The sequence below is a fragment of the Colwellia sp. 5_MG-2023 genome, assembly GCF_030547795.1.
In the GTDB taxonomy this organism is placed as follows: Bacteria; Pseudomonadota; Gammaproteobacteria; order Enterobacterales; family Alteromonadaceae; genus Colwellia.
Map to the genome: position 1 here is coordinate 223,043 of NZ_JAUOPW010000001.1, position 19,669 is coordinate 242,711.

Genomic DNA, 19,669 nt, shown 5'->3' on the forward strand with positions numbered 1-19,669 from the left:
ATGTATATGGTTTTCCTGCGGCAATACAGCTAATAAGTTCTCGTGTTTTTCTTTGGTAGGATTTAGGTAAATTCATCCAGGTTGAAGGCTGAAAGTTACATAAGATAGGTTTTAATTTAATCGGACTCTGAAGGTCAGTGTCTTTAGATAATTTCGATTTTTTACTTAACATTTATAAGTACCTTTTTGTTATTGGTACTTCTATACGCTGTTCAACTTAATTTTTTTCGCTTTTTTATTTAGGCAATAAAACTATTGTCGAAATAGACTTAGCATTTTGAATTGTAGAATCAAAATCTTCATGCTCATTATAGTTACCATCAATAAAAGTTAGCAGTACAGCTCCTTCCGAAGGCTGAAAGTCCCATGAATCGTCAGTCGTCATCACACCGGTATGATCACCATACGAATAATAAATGAATATGCATGTCTCAACTGAAAAGTTGATTGTTCTGACTCCTGCCAGCTCAATAATTTGTTGCGCGCCCCAGTGAATATCGAGCGATAATGTACATGAGTCAGCGGTAGATGATTCTGTATTACTTAAAGCAGCTTGTAATGGATCAATCGTTGGAGTGATTTCAAACAACTTCACTCGAGGCGAATCGATACTTTTCCTTATTGATGAATGAATATGTTTATATGCTCTAGCTAAATTAGGCCACTTGGCAACAAAGGAGCAAAACCGATTGAGTTGTTCGCGCCTTTTTACTGCATCGTCCCAATTTTTCTCTCTATTACGATCGCGAATTAATAACTCCCAAGTATCAGGAGCGCTCTCATGTCCCTGCACTAACCCATCTAATATTAGTTTATCCAAAGCCATTAAGCCTCCTCCTTTATAAAGTTTGAACGTTTCTTAAGGCTACTCAATTTATAATTATACTCATTGACAACGTCCTTATCGCCACTCTTTGAGTTGATTTCATAAACATCGAGCACTGCTTTTCTACCAATAACTTTCAATAATGAATGAGATAAAATATCTGAGTTATCACTCTTCTTATGAATTTCAAAAAATTGATCAATAATGTTTTTAATACTCAACCGTACATGATGTTTATCTTGGTGAGTTTCACGAATACCTGATACGTATTGTGGTTTATTCTCCCCTTTGGTTAGGTATTTTCTTTCATAATGCCCGGCTGTTTCTATTTGTTTGTCTATTCCAAAATAAAGAAATAAATATCGAAATGCTGCATCTACCTTATAACGACTATCTTGGGAATCAGACACCTTATTTTCAACCTCGAAAATGTTAGTAGACATACCTGTTGATTCCGATGGTAATAATTCATTCAATAATTTTTTATTCGCTTTAAACCAATATTTAATGACATCAGCGGCTACACGTCGATTAAATTCAGGAAGTATTTTGGTTATTTCTTTATAATATGATGCGACCTCATTTTCAGGTTTTACATGCTCCTTCATACTGTTACTTTCAACTCTATTAGACGATGAAACGTTAAAACGACCTCTTGTTTTATAGTTTACCCAAAAATTTAATTGTGAAAATAGTCTTATATCTTTGTAAGGAGTACTGTTTAATGAAAAGTGTGGAGAAAGGAACATCTCTATTATTTTTTCAATAGCCTTATCCTGACTTCTAAAAACTTTAGAAATAACATCTTCTTTTTGGAATACCTCCAAAGCTTCGGCTATTACATACTCTACTGCAAACCGGTTAGATTCAATATAATTTTTCCTTCCTTCTTGCGAAGCATCTGAAATTGGTAAATCCATTTTTTTCATACAATAAAGCCTGACTCTAAATTCATTTTATTAATTAATTGATTCAATTTTATTTTATCATTTTCAGTAAGCTTAACTTTCTCTGGGTCTATAAAAGTACTTTTAGCTGTACTAACCCCACAAAAGCGAATTCCAGCCCACGATGATGGATGTTTAAAGCTTTCCCTTAAGGCATCAAGGTCCAGAGTATTTACGTTATCATTTGATGATAAGACAGGCCCTAACGGTGCATCTAAGGAATCATAATTAACACTATTATAGTTAATAGACTTTAAGTAATTAGTTTTCCCATTAGTCTTTATATCGTTTAATACATCATCTGCGCCTTTGCTAACCCACCAGCGTTGTGAACTTAAAAGTGCTACCGATGCTGAATTCCCTTCAGCTAAAAGTAAATCATAGTGTTTTTTTATATGGGCTGTAACAAGCTCTGGTACTGCCCATAAGGTACCAATAGAAGTTTTAGCACCCCATTCTAGCATTCTCATATCCATCCCAAACGCTTCATTAACGTTACTTGGTAATATATGTAATGGAATATTACTTCCACTCTGACAAGCCCATAATTCAACTCTGGTAGCTCCCCTTACCGCAGAACTCAGATCAATATCTTTAATTGTACTGTTTTGGAATAATAACGTTGGTCTTTCTGGGTAGCGATGCTCACAATGACCATAATAGCTAAAGACTTTGGCATCATTGACCTGATTAAGCACATCACTTTTACTATAATTATTTTCATTAGTTAATTGTGCATTATGGGCAAGATTATCAAATAGGGTAGCTCCACCTTGAGCCATGTAAGTACCACTTTTATATTGAAAATATTTACTTTCCATATAAAGATACATAATAGATGGGAGCCAGTTAACTTCCTTTACTAGATCAACTAGCCGGTACCCTGTATGCCCCGTAGCAACCCATGGAATATGAGATGCAAAAAATGAAGGTAATAAACCAACGTTTTTACAGCCTTTAGGGAGAATATTTTTCCAATCAATAAAATCTAACTCCCAGTGTTCGGTAGCTGATTTTCCTTTAGTTATCATCTCAGCAATTTTATTGATAATTTGCTTTGGTAATTCAATAGAAAAAGAGTTAACTCTTACTTTATTATTCTCATGGTATGCAACTAATATCAGTGCATCATTATAGTGATCTTCAATATCAATTTTAACTAATGTCAGCTCAGGGTGGCTTCCTAATGCAACCTTTATATCTCTCTCTTTAATAAAGTAAGTTTCACGATGTTGTCCGTAATAACCAGGGTCTAGGTTATCTATAAAAGAACCTACTTTATTAAAATCCTTTAAGCATACCTCTGCAACATTAGATAATAATTCAACAGGTTTATTATTTATACTTGCAGCCTCTATAACCTCTCTATATTTTTTATCATTAAATATTTGACTATTGGCATGATCAAACTCAACTTCATTTTGACTACTTAATATAATTGCACAATCCTTCAAATGTTGCTTAATTATGTCTAACTGTCCGCCTTTTAATAACAATGCTAGCTCATTTAGACTGTAATAAGATGAACCTAGCCTCCCTTGTGCTTGTTTTAAGCCAATAGCGAGTTTTTTTTCTGGAATTATCCAGTGATTCATTGCGCTTTCACAAAACCTCATTGCACTAACATTTTCAAGTTCTGTAAATGCCTTAAGTTCTTCATTATTGTTTGAAAGCACTCTGGCTAAACCAGAGCACGCTTGCTGAATCAACACTCCTACACTATCAGCCTCTTGATCTGTGCTTGAGTGCCTTCTAATTTCCATCAACTGTGATAGTCTTTCCTTTAATAACTTTACAACTTCAAATGAATTAGTCTTTAAAGCCTGGCGAACCAAGTGTTGAATTTCTACAAGAGGGTTAGCAATATCAGATATAGGATTAGTACTCAAAAGTATACTTAGTTCAACACCAAACTGTGGAGATATATCTAAGATCTTTTCACACAGAGCCTTATGTTCAAGCTTATCTGAAAAATAATTAAGACGAGCAAAAGTTAGAGGGAGAATTTGTGAAGGCTTCAGGTTTATTTTTGAAATAAATGAAGCATCTGGTGCTGCCTTAATTGCAGCAATATAACATTCAAAGGCTTCAGCCTGCTCGTTACACGCATCAATTATCCGTCCCGCATCAAACAACACGCTTGCTAAATTAAAGTTAACAATTGCAGACTGGTGTAGGCGGATAAAGTCAGGTAGTGAATTTGATAATACTTTTAAGGCTTTTTTGTGCAGCTTTTCAGCTTGTTCTATACACTCATCTGGTGTTTGATGCCACAAACGTTCCATTGCAGCTCTACGATATGTAGCTGCTAATTGAGATAGGCTAGACGCATATTGGTCAGGATACCTTTTTCTTTCTGAGCTATTTATTGCTAGATTGAAATATTGTTCAGCTAGTTTTAAATTTTTATTTGGACCGCCAGGCAAACGAGCAAAGTGAGTAAAATAAAAAACACCTAACTCATGATGAGCCGATGCCTTCATATAGAGATTTTTGTCCGTTAACTTCAATGCTTTTTTGAATAAACGTTCAGCATCAATAAGTTGCTTTACATTTACAACAGTATTACTCAACTCAATAGCTCTGGTATTAAGTTCAATATAACGAGGCTTAATTTTTCTATATTTTACTTTGTATTGTTCTTCTAAATATCTAGCCAGTTTTATATTTTCCATCATTTTAACATTCCATAATCTAGCTATCTAAAATCAACAACGACCTATCTATATCAAACGGTCTAACTTTTATCACAGAGCCATTATCAAATTTAAAATCGGGTATACCTTGAGTAAAGTTTTCCGACTTAGGGTATATCAACCAAATCTCAGCGCCCTTTTCTTCATTTTTTTGATACGTTTGGTTATACGCCAGCATTTGGTATATATCACTCTCTTTAATATTGTACTTTTTGCCAGGCAGATTTTCATCGATGAGCTTCCACTTGGTATCACCAATGATAACTCTATCCTCTGCAGTACAGGTAATGTAAAGATCGGGCCTTAATTGAAATAAGCTCTTTTCTTTGATGGGTTTAGAACCTTTTATAGGCGTATGGGTTATTAAACTCTTTTCCCTGACTTGAGTTTTAATATCATATTCAGGAAACTGCTTTTTCAGGGCTAATGCTACATAATCTTCAAATACCTTTTCCATAGGGAACAATATCGAAAGCATATTAGTACTTCCATCCACAGAGGTTGGGCTTTGCTCTTTAAATATCATTTCTAACCAAGGTAATACTGGCTCGTAATGTCTTAGATGGCGGCCTTTCTGCCATGACTTCAGATCTAGTCGAATATTTTTTGACGTTGGAATATCAGTAAAGTGAAAAAGTAATTCCTGGCAGAAGTGCTTAGTTTTCCCTTCTACCCGATTAAATGCCCATTGCAGAGCACTTCTAATTAATCTGTTTTCAGCCCGGTTTGAAGATAGTTCATCAAATTCCATATAATGCCGATGCTTCATTACAAGGTTTGTTCGTATCTGTTGTGAAACAAGAAGTTTACCTTTTAAGTAAGCAATATTTTCTTCTTTAGGCTGATAATGGCGAGAGATACCCCGTTTAATCAATGAATTTACTTCATCTAAAAACAATTGAATAAATACATCTAACAATGGCATATTGGTTATATCTAAAGCAGCACTCGAAGCCATTTTACCGGGTAAATAGCGTGTAGCCTTCAACATCTTAATGAGGTTATTCCGTGACTTATCTTTATCAACAGAACTAGCGCCTTCACTCACATAATTTAACTTATGAGTTTTAGGTAATATTTCAATTTGATCACCATCAGGTAAGCAGATAACACCTACATAGTTTTGGCAAACTAACACCTCACGTCGTTTTTCAAAGCCATAACGGAATAGCTGATAATGATCAGAGTCATCACTCTTAATCAGTTTCTTTAATGCGTCAAACTGATTATCCGACAGACATAAGTTATCGCCCACAATTGCAGTGTGATTATCCCGAAACAAACGAGCGTATTCATAAACAGTCCAAGTAGCCATTAACTAATGCCTACTCCGCGTCACAGTCAATAAATGCGGCTGCGTCTACGCTTATGTATATCTGTTGATATTTCTCTAAGTGACTAAGGGCATTAAAGTTAACTTTATAAGACTTAGCTGCATATTCGTCGGCACTATCTAGCCAAGTACTTCTCGCATCCTTTTGCTCTTCAATAAACCCATTACTATTTAGGACTTGGTTTATTTGTCCCCAATCTTCAAAAAAGTATTCTTCAAGCAGTGGCATTATGTTGCTTTTAAATGCACTTTCTAACGCTGTTAAGGTTTTAACTTTCATCAATAATGCATGACCTAAAATATGTTCTCTATCTAGAAGTAACTCAATGCGTTGATTCATGGCATATAACATATGTTTAATGTTAATACCTTCAACATCACTTTCTAATAATGAGTAGTTTGTTCTTAACTCTTTAAACTCAAAACGCCTGCGTAAAGCAACATCAATATGAGTTAACGACCTATCGGCAGTATTCATTGAACCAATAATATCTACATTCTTAGGTACTGAAAAAGGTAAACCGGAATAAGGTAGTGTTACTGATAATGCATGGTCACAACCCTCACGCTTATCAATTTCGATTAAACTGATTAACTCCCCAAAAATCTTACTAATATTACCTCGATTTATTTCGTCAATAACTAAAGCATATTGATGTTCAGGATCTGACTTTGCACGCATACAAAGGCGCTTAAATAGCCCCGGCTTAACTTCATAGCTAATATCACCATTATCATTGGTGATAGGCCTTAGTCCTTCAATAAACTCTTCATAGCCGTACGACTGATGGAAAGTAACAAACTCAAAGCGTTTAATAGTTTCTGCTTTCTGCGGTCCTTGCTTCAATGAAGCTAGTAAAGAACTATACTCTTCAAGTTGTCCATCTTCTTTATCATTCATAAACCATTGGCTTTCTTCATCTTTGTCAAAAACAAGAGGTTCTACTCTTTTTTCATATTTAACCGTATTTGAATTAGCTATGGTGTGGGTTTGTAAAGCAGCCCAGGCGGTTTGCTTTAAGTTGGCTGTACGGTTATTTAACTTTGCTTTTATTTGATAGTATTCATGCGAAATAATATCAGGAACCTTGATTGGCGTGTTTGAATCTAATAAAACTAACACCAATATTTCAAACCAATTTAAACTATCAATTTTATCGCTTAACCATACATACTTGTCTTGAATAACAGCATTGTCTGTATATTGTGATTTAAGAATATCTTGTAGTTTGAATGTTTTACCGGTACCAGGAGGACCATAAAAAATTTGATTCGTTGCTATCAAGGCATCAGTTGATTTGTGTTCTGATATTTTTTCATCATTAGGTTCTGGACTTTTTTTACCGAACTTTAAAAATAATTCCCATACAAAAGTGTTTAGAAGGTAAATATCTTCATCTTCTAATCCTTGAGACTTAATAGAATCCATAAGGGCTTTATTTTGAGTAGCCCAGTTCTTTGAGGTTTCAATTTCCAAATTAAAAATTGAATTTAATTTTTTAACTAAGTGTTGCAGGTCCGTTTCATTAATAATTGTAGAGTAGGCAATGGGATTTGCGGTAGCAAAAACACGATTTATCACACCCCACTTTATTGACTTAAACTTCTTATCTCCTTTAGCCTTTCGTGCCCAGGCACAAACTTCTTCTAACGTATTAGCTGTGGGGGAATTAATAATCTTTTCTGTAATTTCCGGTAAGTCTAAAAGTAAAGCAGAAAACTCATCCAAACTAATAAATCCTGGGCTAACGCCAGCAACACCATTATCTGGACTTCTCCATAATTCAATTAAAATATCTTCATCAAATTCTTTAGCCGATTTGTCTTTATATTGAGCGAATTTATCACATAATGTTTTATAAGTTTTAATCCAGGCAGTAGAGGGGTGCAATTTATATTCTTCGTATAATTCATCTATTGATTTCAGATCACCTTTAACAACCTCAACGTCATAACTTAGCTCTTTGGCTTTACCAAGAATGTTTTCTATATTACCAACGCCCCACTGATTGCAAACATATACCTTAATGCCATCATCGGTTTTTAGTGATTCAGAGTCTTTCTCAAAATATCTTTTTTTTGGATCATTACTGTGTTTATTTTTTTCTATTAAATCTTCCTCGGTTATCAATAAACCTCTAGTTCCCTGAAGATCTTGAGGAAATACTTCCTTCAACTCTGATAAGCTAGGTGAATTGGAAGTAACATAATACTGAACAAGCGCCAGAGCTAAGCGACCTTTACCATATGTTTCGCCATTAAAAATATATTTAGTTGTATCTTTTGCCACATTAATACCCTCTTATTTACTTTAATTACGCAAATTTTTTAATTTTTGTTCAAATGACTCTTCAACACCTGCATGTAACTCTTTTTCATCAGGGAAACAGCGCATGTAGCCTTTTTCGCTAAGTGAGAGCCACTTTTCGATGGCTAGTTGTACAGAGTGACCATCTCTAGTATTCAAGCCTTTTAGATAGCTATCAGGCATTTCGACGAAGTCAGAAACTATCCAAGAGCCGATGGTAGGGAAGTTAACACCGCCGTAACGCTCGTCAAAGTCATAACTAAGCAATTCCTGCCCTTCATAAACCTTGCTTAACCAATCTGGTTCAACAAATTTCCCAGTTACTAAAAAACCATGTTTATAAAGTAATGCACAACACGCTGTAAAATAAGCGCGTGATTTCCAGTAGTGAATACCCCAACGACCTAATAGGTGATATTTATATATTTCGCGTTGGTTTATTTCACCAATTGGTTCTGCAATAACGAATAACGAGTCATTATATTCATATATCGACTTTTTATGAGAAGTTAGTACGTAAGCTGATGGCTTGTATGCATTAGTATTATTTAACAATTCAGTTAGATAAAAATCAAAGTCTTCAGGGTGTTTGTAAAAGTCAGGAATATTATAAATTTCATTTGAACTGCCTTCGAGCCAATCTTTATTAACCCCGAATAATTTAGCGGCATCAGTGATTATTTCAGGGGTAAGTTTTTTTAGTAGTTCATCGTCAGTCGTACATGACGGAATATCTAAGCCATGACCGAAGAACTCTTCAATTTGATTACGGTGAACACCGTGAGATTCAAATAAAGCGACTAATCGTTGAGTAATGGTTGAAAATGGTTCTGTTGCCTGTGTTCGATTAAAGTATTTATTCTTAAAACGATCAAATAATTGAAACCCGGCTAAAATATCACCTAACATTTAAAATCCTTCTTATATAATTATGGTGTCAATTTAGAATTGTGTTTATTTACCACCCATTGGTGTATATGTGGTGCATTCAATAACCCATGTATAAATATGGAATGCCAATTATTAGGCGTCCCAAACTCATTATCATAATCATCTAAGCAATCAGTTATAAAATCAATAATTTCATTTCGACTTATTGGCTGTCTTTTAGGCAAAGTTTTAATAACTGTTCTGGGCTTTTCAAAAAGTTTATTAACTTCAGCTCTTAACCATTTCTCTATACCAATCTTAAGAATTATATTCTGTGTATGATATCTGATAGACGCAATATCAGGATGTAATAAATTAACATAACTAACCTTAGCTCTTATCCATCGAAAATCGTTAGCGTGAGTTATAACACAAGTTAAATGCCTATCATTCAAAATAGTATCAAAATAAGGATGTAAAACTCGTACACCTTGTGTATTTCCTTTTAATGCATTGCCTCGCTTCATATTGCAACCACATGCCGGCACCAAATTCTTAGAGTATAATGACCAAGCAGGGTAATCATCTTTAGGTAAAATATGATCTAAAGTAGTAGGGTGAAATCCGCCACACATAGGGCAAACATCAGCTGAAGAATCTCTTAATTTATCAAGATAAGTTATCGATACTGGTGGTGAGTTATAGTGTTTAATTAAGGCTACTTCTAGATTGTTGGAAAGCTTAAGTGGTGCAATATTCCAAGCGTTACCTTGATTATTCAAGTAATCTTGATAACCACGTTTAACCGCTGTTATTTCTCTTTTTAAATGAGGGTAACTAGTGCCTAATAACGCTTGGTTTTCAGATAATACATCGATGAAGCCTTCATCTCTTACTGTAGGCAATGGTAATTTTTTCATTGCCCTTCAATCCTATCTTTTAACTCCATTAAAGCAGACATAGATAATTCATTACCTAACAGTGCTTCCACTTGCTCAAAGCTTTGCCCTTTTACTTTTTGATATATTTTATCTGTCAGACGATTTTCAATATCTTCATTAAAAACAAATTGAGAAATTGAATCAATATCAGCGCCAAAGGTTTTTAATCGTGGTTTTAATATTGATATATGACCATTGTCACTTTCCTTAAAAACGTGCACTTGTTCGCCTGAGACTTCTCGTACAAAATAAGCAGAATGCGTAGCAACAATAGCTACTGAGCCAGTTTTTTCTAACAAGAAATCTAACATTTCAACAAATTCACCAATAAAATTGGGATGTAAGTGTGTTTCAGGTTCGTCTAATAAAATCAAGGTACCATTTTCAATATATAAACAGCATTGTAGTGCAAATTTAAAAAACGTTAATTGCCCACTACTAAGTTCATGATAATCATCTTTAATTTTTATTAAAGGTTTATTAACCTTGGTGAAAGCAGCACTTAATCTTACAACCTGATCTCCATTACCGTCTAGATAGGTACAATGTTGAATTGGCAAATAATAATCGTCACTTACTTTTAAATAAACCGATTTGATATCAAACGCTTTCGATATTACCGATTTAAAAATTTCACACCGTAAGGTTTCTCGTATTGTATTTTTACTTCGAAATATTTGAGAAAGTAGACTACCTAAATTTCGCTGAGATGATGAACGAGCATTAAGATCGATTCTTCGATAAAAAAGACGTTGGCTTTTTGCATACTCTCCAGGAAAAGTTGTATTAGTTTCTCCTGGAGTAACTAAAGCAATGATTCTATTAATCATAGGACGTTGAATATTTGAAATTGTATCAAATAACTTTGTAGATATAGGCTCAGGCCGTTCTAATGCTGCACGACAAAACTTTTGAAGTGTTTGACTTTTACCCAATCCATTTTTTCCAATTAAAACATTTATTCTCTTTGGAATTATACTGGCGTTATCAAACTTAAAATCAATAAAATGCTCGTTTGTAAAGCCATCAAGTTTAAATGTTAGCCTGAGATTTTGTGAAATAGCTAAATAGTTTTCTAACTCTATGCCTTGTAAGATAGTATCCGCATTATGAAAAGCGAAAAATTGCTCCGAATTCCGCATGAAAGCCATTTCAAATGGTGGAGATCCTAACGCATCTTTAAGCCAAGTTTCTTTTTTACTTTTAGTGTTGTGAAAAACTAAATCATTAATTGAATTTAAAAAATCATGTGCGTTGTTAACTCCTAATTCAGTAACAGCATCTCTATATGCTTGCATATTAGGTAATAAACAAAAATATTTAATTAAATGTTTGGTATCTTTATCCATTAATGACTGACAGCGAGATGACCAATCAGTATATTCATCACTTACTCTTTTTAGCCTTCCATTAAGATCTTCATAAGTTAGAAATGCCAATAACACTTCACCTGATAATATATTCTTCCCATCATGTGAACACGTTATAAATTCACAACGAACATTATAACCAAAGTCATTCCATGAATTACTTTGAGTAATGATAATTTGACCTGGTAAAGGTGGTTTTTCATAATGACTCTGAGCTTGTAAAATAACTTCGAATTTTGATTTATTACTATTTTCCATAATATTTTTCTTCTTTTGTACTTACAAAGTTAAGGTTAGCGAACATAATATACGCAAGTGGATTTGGGGTAGCCGGTTGGCGTTCTTGCCTCAGTGATTTTCATTGGGACTTTTCGCTTTTTAGCGACGGATAAATTTTCACCAATACTTTGCAAGCTATGATCACCGTTTTCATCAACATATACGATATATTTAGCAAACTCTGATTCAGGTAAAGGTTGTAATTGTTTTGTTTTAGTTTCCTGTGACTTAACAACCTTAGCTGTTAATTCGTCATCATCTAACTAAAATAAGGGGAGCTGCTGATTACCTGTAATATTGGATTTTTTAGGCATTAGCGACCTTTTTATTTACTGTTAATTTTTTCGCTATTTTTTTAATTTTTATATGCGTACCTTCTTGCTCGGTTTTTATTCGCGCTAACAACTTGCTGGCAGGTTCGTAATTTTCATCTTGTGGAACAAGTTCACCGCGAAAGGCTTTAGCTAAAATGGATTGAGTTAAGCGGTTAGTTCGTGCTTTGGCCACTTTGTATTGTTTTTCTAAGGAATCCGCCATAGTAAATAAAGATTCAACCCTCCGAAAGATTTCATTTTGTTCTTCAAAAGAAGGAAAATGAATACTTAATCCTTTTATAATTTTCTGATTTAAATTCACCATCGTTGAACCAACTGAGTTTGATGTGAAATAGTTAACTGCATTCTGAGATCGAAGTATTAAACATAAATAAGATGGTAATAAACCCGAATCATTTACCCTTAAAACCATCGAGCCAGTTCCACACAGCATTCCATTTTTTATATTTTTAACTTCAGCAGCCCTTCCCATTTCACCTCTGCGCCCTAAAATTATATCTCCAACTCTTAGATGCCATGCTTGAAGCTCATTGAACTTACCTAAAGTAATAGACATAGAATCACGTGGAGTAATGATGCCGTCATTTATATGCATTGGATTTATTACAGAAATTCCATTATTTATATAATCTGATTTGTGTAAAGCACTACCAAACGGACCCGTTTTAATGCTTACACCTGTGTCACCAAGTAACTTATAAGTCAATTTTTCATCATGCTGACCACGCCATTCTTTTGTTAACTCACCTGAGGTAGCGGCGGCGAGGACGGATTGGCGGAAGCGTTTTAGGATGTTGGGAATTTTGTCGAGGCGTGCTTGAGCGGCATCCACTTTAGCTAACATTGAATCGAGTTTATCCAAGATACGTGTTTGTTCATTTAAAGGGGGGATCGGAAAATCAAATAAAGCCAACTTCTTTCTAGTTATTCTTCGACGTGTAGTACCTGATGCTTGCATATCAATTAAGTTACGAATCGTTGGTGAATTTACCCAATACATAAATAATTTGTTTTTTAAAGCAGAACTAGGTGTTAATCGTATTAAGCATACATCCACAACTGTAACAGCATCATTTGGCAATTTAGGAAATAAACACGCTCTACCAAGAGGATCGGGCATTCGTGCAATTAAGACATCGCCTTCTTTTAATAAAGTACAACGTAACCTCTTAGTTTGCTCATTGTTCATAAACCGATTAGATTTATTTATGAATTTCCCATCACCTATGTCAGCAAGTTGTATTAATCTAACGTCACCATTTGGATCTTGGTCTTTTGATTCGACCCAATCACCATCCGATACAACCCCATCTAAAGATGTTATTCCAGATAGGTTCGATAATGCCCAACCTTTTGGTAATTCACTCACGAAGTTACCTCATCATTTTCTTCTGCGGCACCTAATTCGACTAAAATCGACTTCAATTCAGACATAGCGCCAGCCATTTCTTCTATCGCTTCGTTAATCAGTACATCTGGCTCAGGTAAGCTGCTAGCATCTTCGGTACTGTCGTCGCGGATCCAAGCTAAATCAAGTGAGTCGCCTTTTTTGGCAATTTCTTCACGGGTAAAACAACGCAATCTACAGGTATCAACATTACCTATTTCGCTGCCTTTACCTTGAGGTGAAGTACTGTGCTCGGTGATAAATTTCGCTCTTGCTTTTTCATCAACATTCGTTAGGTCGCTACCAACCGCCTCATAAAACTCTTTAAAGTGATCTTTGCCTAATACAGTACGTTTACCAAACATTGGTATATTTGATCGTAAATCATAAACCCAGACGTTTTTAGTTTGCGCTTTATCCTTCCTTACATCTTCCGGTTTAGAGAAAAACAATACGTTGGTTTTAACGCCAGCCGCATAAAAAATACCGGTAGGTAAACGTAAAATGGTGTGTAGGTTACATTTTTCCATTAAGTCGTTACGTATGGTTTTTCCTATACCACTTTCAAACAATACGTTGTCGGGTAATACCACGGCTGCACGGCCACCAGGCTTTAACATTTTGTGGTACATAAGGTGTAAAAAGGCAAGTTGCTTGTTACTGGTGTAATGCACTAAATCGTCACGGGTTGGTATGCCACCGCCCATTTTGGTGCCAAATGGTGGGTTAGCTAATATCAAATCAGCTTGAGGTAGCGCCTTACCTTCGTTTGATAGGGTATCACCGTAAAGAATACCTGCATTTTCATCATCAACCGCTATGTCATGTAGCATGAGGTTCATCATCGCTAAGCGACGCGTGTCTGGCACTAATTCCATACCAAAAAAAGTGCCGTGCTGGTATTTGTCGTAGGCCTTTTCGTTTAACGACATGATGTCGTTATTTTCTTTAATGTGATGGTGAGCGCTAATTAAGAAGCCTCCGGTTCCGGCTGTTGGGTCCACTATTACATCGTCTAGGGTTGGGTTCATTAACTCAACCATCACGTTGATTAACGTACGTGGCGTAAAGTATTGGCCTGCGCCTGATTTTTTCTCGCTGGCATTAATTTCTAGCAAGCCTTCGTACATATCGCCTAAGCCTTCTTCTTTGGCGCTGTACCAATCAAGCTTATCAACTTCAGTCACTAGTTTGCTTAACGTGGCCGGTTTACGAATTACCGTGCTTGCATTAGCGTAAATAGCTTTTGTTATTTGTGAGCCATGAGAGCCAAGGTGAATTAAGAGTAATTTATATTGTTCTAAGCGTGATGCGGCATCGTAGTTTTCTAGCTCTTTCCAACGGTAACCTTCAGGTATACGCACTTCGCCTGATTGGCTGTCGGTTTCAGTATCTGTTTCTTGCACCATTTTTAAAAAGATTAAATAGGTCAGTTCGTTAATGTATTCGTGATACGTAACGCCGTCATCTCGTAATAAATTACATAGATTCCAAAGTTTTGCGACTAATGCTTGCGTGCTCATAATGTATGTTTCTCTACTCTTATTTCAGAGTTTTTGGGGAAATTAAATAATTTTTATTTTGTCTGCTATTAACATTTTGTCTGCTATTAACTTTGGTTAATCAGACAACAGCGTATACAGTTCGTTGTTTAGGTAGTAATTGTCTTTACCTAATTTATGTTTAGTTAACACGCCAGCATCTACTAATTGATTTAAATATTTACTGGCGGTATTACGGTGTATGTTTAAGTCTTGCGTTATAAATTCTACTTTGGTGTATGGGTGCGTAAATAAGTTATTAATTAACTCGTGGCTATAAATTTTAGGCAATTTAGCTTTAATGATTTGCTTAGTACTTTGCATTAACGCAATTAAACCTTTAATGGTTTTTAACGTGTCTTGGCTGGTAACTTGTAAGGCTTTTAACATAAACAGCAACCATGATTCCCAATCCTTACTTCCTGTATTATTACCTGTATTGCTATCACGAACGGCTTGCAATAATTGATAATACTGCGCTTTGTTTTTATTGAGGTAGCGCGATAAATACAAAATAGGTGCACCTAATAAGTTTTGTTTACTTAGGTATAAAATATTTAAAATACGCCCTGTTCTGCCGTTACCATCGTAAAACGGATGAATGCTTTCAAACTGGTGGTGAATAAGCGCCATTTTAACAAGGTCGTCGTAGTCACTTAGCTCGTCGTTATTAATAAAGTTTTCTAATTCACCCATTAGGTCAACAATATGTTGTGCTGTTTGCGGCGGCGTATAAACCACTTGTGCATTTTGTTGACTAACGAGTTGTGTACCACCTTGGGTTCTAAAGCCAGCATTGTTGTTTTCAATAATTTGTTGAATATCAATAATGGTATTATTGGTAAGTAACCCTGTAGTTTTAATGGTATTAAAACCTGTTTCTAACGCTTTAGCGTAGTTGTGTACTTCTTTAGCACTTGACGATAAAAACTGTTGAGATTGATAGTTACTGCGGTACAAATCGTCTTGAGTGGTAATGATGTTCTCAATTTCAGAGCTTTCTTTAGCTTCTTGTAACGATAATGTGGCTAATAAAAGGTATTGATTTGGCATGGTAACCGCTAAACCTTTTAGCTCACCAAGGGCCTGATGCGCCTTAGCCGTGGCTTTAAGTACGGCTTTGGTCTCTATATCACCAAGCTGCTCTAACGGTATAAAATTATAATTACAGTTCACTTTAATTGCCCTAAACCTTAAACACCAAAACCTAATACATAAACTTAAGTTAACTTAAAATAAACATTGTTTGTGCACGTTTATTTTATATGCACACAATTTTACACTTATGTGTGCATGTAGCAATAACATAAACACTTATTTATCGTTATATGTGCATATGATTCTTTAATTGTGCTTTTAAGCTAATCGAAAAGCTAAGAAGTTAAGCCCAAAGCTCTCGGTTAAAATCTAACAACACTTCGGTAATCGGTTTTTCAAACAGTTTATTAGCGCGTTTAATACCGCCAAGTTGTTGTTTAAATATTCCGCTATCAAGTGCTACATCATCTACAATGGTGGTTGCTTTCATTTGTTTGGCGATGGCTTGTAACCATTGTTTTTGCGGTGTTTTCCATTGTTGTCTCAATAGTATTTTTTCAAGGGCATTATCTACGCGCGTTTCAAACGGTATTAACGCTTCGCCAATAGCTGCTTGTCTGATAAAACCTATAATACGAGCGGCAATTTCTTCGTTTTTAACTTCGTTCCATGCGGTATGTAAGGCTTGTTCTCTAAATTTGTTTTTTTCTAATTCATACGCCAGCTCTTTAAGGCTTTGGCGAGTTAATTCCCATGGGCGTTGTATTACGGTTTGAATAGCAACTAAGCGGTTACTGTTAGCGTTAATAAAGTCGGTAAACGATTGTAGATAATCTTCAGGCTTTTGGTTGTCGCCATAACCATGGCTAATGTCGGTAACTTCGTCTTGATGATCAGATAGGAAAATCGGGCTTGTTCCACCACCACTACCTCCTACTTTCATATCAAGTAATTCACCTAAACCTGGATGGTTTGTAAACCATTGTGCAACTTGTTCTGGTTTCATGGCTTTTAAGTCTTCTGCAAACTCTTGCGGTGTATTACCAACAATACGTTCAAAGTTACTTGTTTGCATATCGGTTAAATGGCGTTTTTTACTTTGCAATTTGGCTAAGAACTGATTTTTAGCCAGTTGTTGTAATTCAGTAGACTCTGATTGTTTTAGCTCTTGCTCAAGTTCTGAAAAGGTAATATCAACTTTAGTGACCACAGGCTTCATGCTATTTACGTGCTCAAGCTGTTTATAAATATCAACAGCATCGTAAATTCTAAATGTTTCTTTGCCGATATCGTCACAACGGCGTGTTGCTCGCCCTAACATTTGTTCGTAAAGTATTCGGCTATTTACGCGACGTAAAAACACTAAATTACAAATGGCAGGAATATCGACACCTGTTGTTAATAAATCAACGGTTACTGCTATATTAGGTAAACGATCATTTTTATAACGTTTAATTTTTTCTAGGGGTTTGTCGCTTGCACCTGTAATTTTTTGAATAGCGTCATCGTCAATTTCACCATGATATTTTTCACAGGCTTTTTTAAATGCTTCAACAACTTGATCCGCATGTTTGTCAGTAACACAAAAGACTAGGGTTTTAGCTGGGGAATACGGATCTATAGCATCGCTCTCAATAAGCCACTTTGTAACTTCTTCTGTAAAATTAGGCGATATAACTTTTCGGTTAAATTGAGCTACATCAAAATCTAATTCGTCTGGCGTTTTGTAGGTTTCTAACTTACTGTTTTGAGCATCATAAACCTGTACCTCGTCATTAACTTCGTAATGAATGCCCTTTTCCGCTAATTTGGTATGAATTCGAATAGGTGGTAAGTGATCAATTAAATGTCCGTCTATAACTGCATCGGTATAAGTATAGCTATACACGGGTTCGCCAAAAATAGCGCTTGTATGTAATGCAGGGGTTGCTGTTAAACCTATTTTAAAGGCATCAAAATACTCAATAACTGCACGATATTTTGACTGGTAGTCTTCTTGGTTTCTAAATTCTAATTCGGTATCGCTTAACTCTCGGTCAAGCAAGTAACCTCGGTGACATTCATCAACCACAATACAGTCGTATTGACCTACCCCTGGTTTATTGTCGTTATCATTAGGGTAAAGAATTTTCTGCACTAAACCTTGTACTGTTGTTATATGTACTTTGGTTTCATCTTCTGGCTTTTTACCTACAGGTTTATTAATTTGCATACCCATAATATCGAAAGTATCTGCAAATGTTTGTAAGTTTTCCATTCGCACTTCAGTAAAGTCATCGGTTGCTTGTATACCTAATGCAGAGCGATCAACTAAAAACAATATACGTCGAAAACGCTCTGATTTTAATAAACGGTAAACTAAAGCAATACAGGTTTTAGTTTTACCCGTACCTGTTGCCATAGCAACTAAGGCTTTAGATTCGCCTTGTTTGATTGTTTTTTCAATTGCTTGAATTGCATCAATTTGGTAATCGCGCAGTTTTAAGTCGTAAGCAAAGTTCATGTCATCAAGCTTCTTATCTGCTTGCTGTGGTGTTTGCTTTAAGTATTTTTTAATTTCGCTTGGTGAGTACCAACCTTTTAATGCTCTACGGCGATTGCTGTTATCCCGAACATCTAAGAACCAGATACCACTTTCTTGCTCTAGTTGCTTTAGGTAATGACGACCATTTGTTGCGAAAGTTAATGGTACTTTAAAGTCATTCCAGGTTTCTTCTATTTCAAAGCTTCCTTGTGGCTTTAATCCATTAGCATAACGCTTTGCCTGGTCAATGGCTGAATATACATTTTTACGACTTCGTTTTGCTTCTACCGTTGCTACGGGGGTTAATCCTATAAATAATACGTAATCTGCAGGACCCGACTCTGTTGGCCACTCTGCTATCGCTTTATTTTTATTAAGTTCTGGCCTGGTACCTATAGAATAACGAAGGTTCGTTGTATCAGCTTCCCAGCCGGCTTCGTTTAGCTGTTCGTCAATAATTATGCGTGTAGCGTCTTCGTCTAAATGGAAGTTTGATTGTTCTACTCTAGATATTTCTTGTGCTTTAGCCTGATTATCTTGCTGAGCAAATGTTTGAAAATACATAACATTAGCAGCATCCATCTTCGCTCTGTATTCAGTTAACTTGTTTTCATGTTCTTCAGCGACAGATTCCCAAACGGCTTTTTCTTCCGACATTTTATCGGCACGTTGCTTTTCAGCAATGGCTTTTTGTTCTGATACTTGGTTTAACTGTTCTACTGCTGCGAGGCGATCTGATGAGCGTTGTGATTCAATTTTTAAAGAGTTGAATTTTTCTTCAAGCTCTCTAACATATTGAGAAGGATCTACCGGCTTTATAAATGGTTTAAACTTGAAGCCTTTAGCTTTATTGCCTCCAAAGGTTATATGATACCAACCACTTAAGGCACAGCCTACTTGCATACACTTAAGAGCATCTCGGTGACTGGAAGATAAGTATTCATGATTAGCAATGTTGCCTAGCTTGCGGATAGTATGAAATGCATCTTTAACATTTTCTGCAAGTTTGAGGGTATATTCTAAGTTGTTGAGTAGATCTATTTGTTTGACGTTTTTACCAAAATCGACACCAACACGAGAGGCAATATTTTGTGCTAATGCTTCACCTAATTGACGCATTTTAATAAGAGAAGTATTGGGATCAGAGGCATAACAATGTTCAGCAGTTTCTGCTAAACGGAATAACAATTCGTCATGGTGTTTTAAGAATTCAAAATTACTGGTAAAAGAAGGCATATAACGTCCATTTATTTTTTTCGTTATTGTTGGAAAAT

The 19,669-nt window shown here is 35.5% G+C and carries 12 protein-coding genes; all 12 read right to left on the reverse strand.

The window, feature by feature from the left end; all coding sequences use genetic code 11:
- Positions 1-235: 235 nt before the first annotated feature.
- The 12 genes from Q4496_RS00940 to hsdR all read right to left on the reverse strand — a co-directional run bounded on the left by Q4496_RS00940 (position 236) and on the right by hsdR (position 19,631).
- Entirely contained in the window at positions 236-793 is a 558-nt protein-coding gene (locus tag Q4496_RS00940) for a hypothetical protein (RefSeq protein ID WP_303609769.1), read from the reverse strand.
- Positions 794-825: 32 nt separating this feature from the next.
- Positions 826-1,755 carry a hypothetical protein gene (locus Q4496_RS00945; protein WP_303609770.1) on the reverse strand — a complete coding sequence of 310 codons (930 nt, stop codon included), beginning with the start codon at positions 1,753-1,755 and terminating at the stop codon, positions 826-828.
- Positions 1,752-4,451 (reverse strand): CHAT domain-containing protein, encoded by a 2,700-nt coding sequence (locus Q4496_RS00950; protein ID WP_303609771.1) that lies wholly within the window; start codon positions 4,449-4,451, stop codon positions 1,752-1,754. Before Q4496_RS00950 ends, Q4496_RS00945 begins: the two co-directional genes overlap by 4 nt.
- Before the next feature lie 16 nt (positions 4,452-4,467).
- Positions 4,468-5,784, reverse strand: a complete 1,317-nt coding sequence (locus Q4496_RS00955; RefSeq protein ID WP_303609772.1) for an McrC family protein — start codon at positions 5,782-5,784, stop codon at positions 4,468-4,470.
- A gap of 10 nt (positions 5,785-5,794) precedes the next feature.
- On the reverse strand, positions 5,795-8,092 hold the full coding sequence (locus Q4496_RS00960) for an McrB family protein (protein WP_303609773.1): 2,298 nt from the start codon (positions 8,090-8,092) through the stop codon (positions 5,795-5,797).
- Positions 8,093-8,113: 21 nt separating this feature from the next.
- Positions 8,114-9,019: a hypothetical protein gene (locus tag Q4496_RS00965; RefSeq protein ID WP_303609774.1), complete on the reverse strand. Its 906-nt coding sequence runs from the start codon at positions 9,017-9,019 to the stop codon at positions 8,114-8,116.
- A gap of 20 nt (positions 9,020-9,039) precedes the next feature.
- Positions 9,040-9,900 (reverse strand): hypothetical protein, encoded by an 861-nt coding sequence (locus Q4496_RS00970; RefSeq protein ID WP_303609775.1) that lies wholly within the window; start codon positions 9,898-9,900, stop codon positions 9,040-9,042.
- Positions 9,897-11,549, reverse strand: coding sequence for an AAA family ATPase (locus Q4496_RS00975; protein WP_303609776.1), 1,653 nt, complete (start codon positions 11,547-11,549; stop codon positions 9,897-9,899). Before Q4496_RS00975 ends, Q4496_RS00970 begins: the two co-directional genes overlap by 4 nt.
- A 327-nt stretch (positions 11,550-11,876) precedes the next feature.
- A complete protein-coding gene (locus Q4496_RS00980; RefSeq protein WP_303609777.1) occupies positions 11,877-13,274 on the reverse strand; it encodes a restriction endonuclease subunit S in 1,398 nt (465 codons plus the stop codon).
- A complete protein-coding gene (locus Q4496_RS00985; RefSeq protein ID WP_303609778.1) occupies positions 13,271-14,815 on the reverse strand; it encodes an N-6 DNA methylase in 1,545 nt (514 codons plus the stop codon). Before Q4496_RS00985 ends, Q4496_RS00980 begins: the two co-directional genes overlap by 4 nt.
- A 96-nt stretch (positions 14,816-14,911) precedes the next feature.
- Entirely contained in the window at positions 14,912-16,009 is a 1,098-nt protein-coding gene (locus tag Q4496_RS00990; protein ID WP_303609779.1) for a Fic family protein, read from the reverse strand.
- A gap of 205 nt (positions 16,010-16,214) precedes the next feature.
- Positions 16,215-19,631 (reverse strand): type I restriction-modification system endonuclease, encoded by a 3,417-nt coding sequence (hsdR, locus tag Q4496_RS00995; RefSeq protein ID WP_303609780.1) that lies wholly within the window; start codon positions 19,629-19,631, stop codon positions 16,215-16,217.
- Positions 19,632-19,669 lie beyond the last annotated feature (38 nt).

Bases quoted from the DNA above. Each gene is read 5' to 3' on its own strand.
- Q4496_RS00965 (WP_303609774.1), bottom strand. From the start codon at position 9,019: ATGTTAGGTGATATTTTAGCCGGGTTTCAATTATTTGATCGTTTTAAG.
- Q4496_RS00970 (WP_303609775.1), bottom strand. From the start codon at position 9,900: ATGAAAAAATTACCATTGCCTACAGTAAGAGATGAAGGCTTCATCGAT.
- Q4496_RS00950 (WP_303609771.1), bottom strand. From the start codon at position 4,451: ATGATGGAAAATATAAAACTGGCTAGATATTTAGAAGAACAATACAAA.
- hsdR (WP_303609780.1), bottom strand. From the start codon at position 19,631: ATGCCTTCTTTTACCAGTAATTTTGAATTCTTAAAACACCATGACGAA.
- Q4496_RS00975 (WP_303609776.1), bottom strand. From the start codon at position 11,549: ATGGAAAATAGTAATAAATCAAAATTCGAAGTTATTTTACAAGCTCAG.
- Q4496_RS00945 (WP_303609770.1), bottom strand. From the start codon at position 1,755: ATGAAAAAAATGGATTTACCAATTTCAGATGCTTCGCAAGAAGGAAGG.
- Q4496_RS00955 (WP_303609772.1), bottom strand. From the start codon at position 5,784: ATGGCTACTTGGACTGTTTATGAATACGCTCGTTTGTTTCGGGATAAT.
- Q4496_RS00985 (WP_303609778.1), bottom strand. From the start codon at position 14,815: ATGAGCACGCAAGCATTAGTCGCAAAACTTTGGAATCTATGTAATTTA.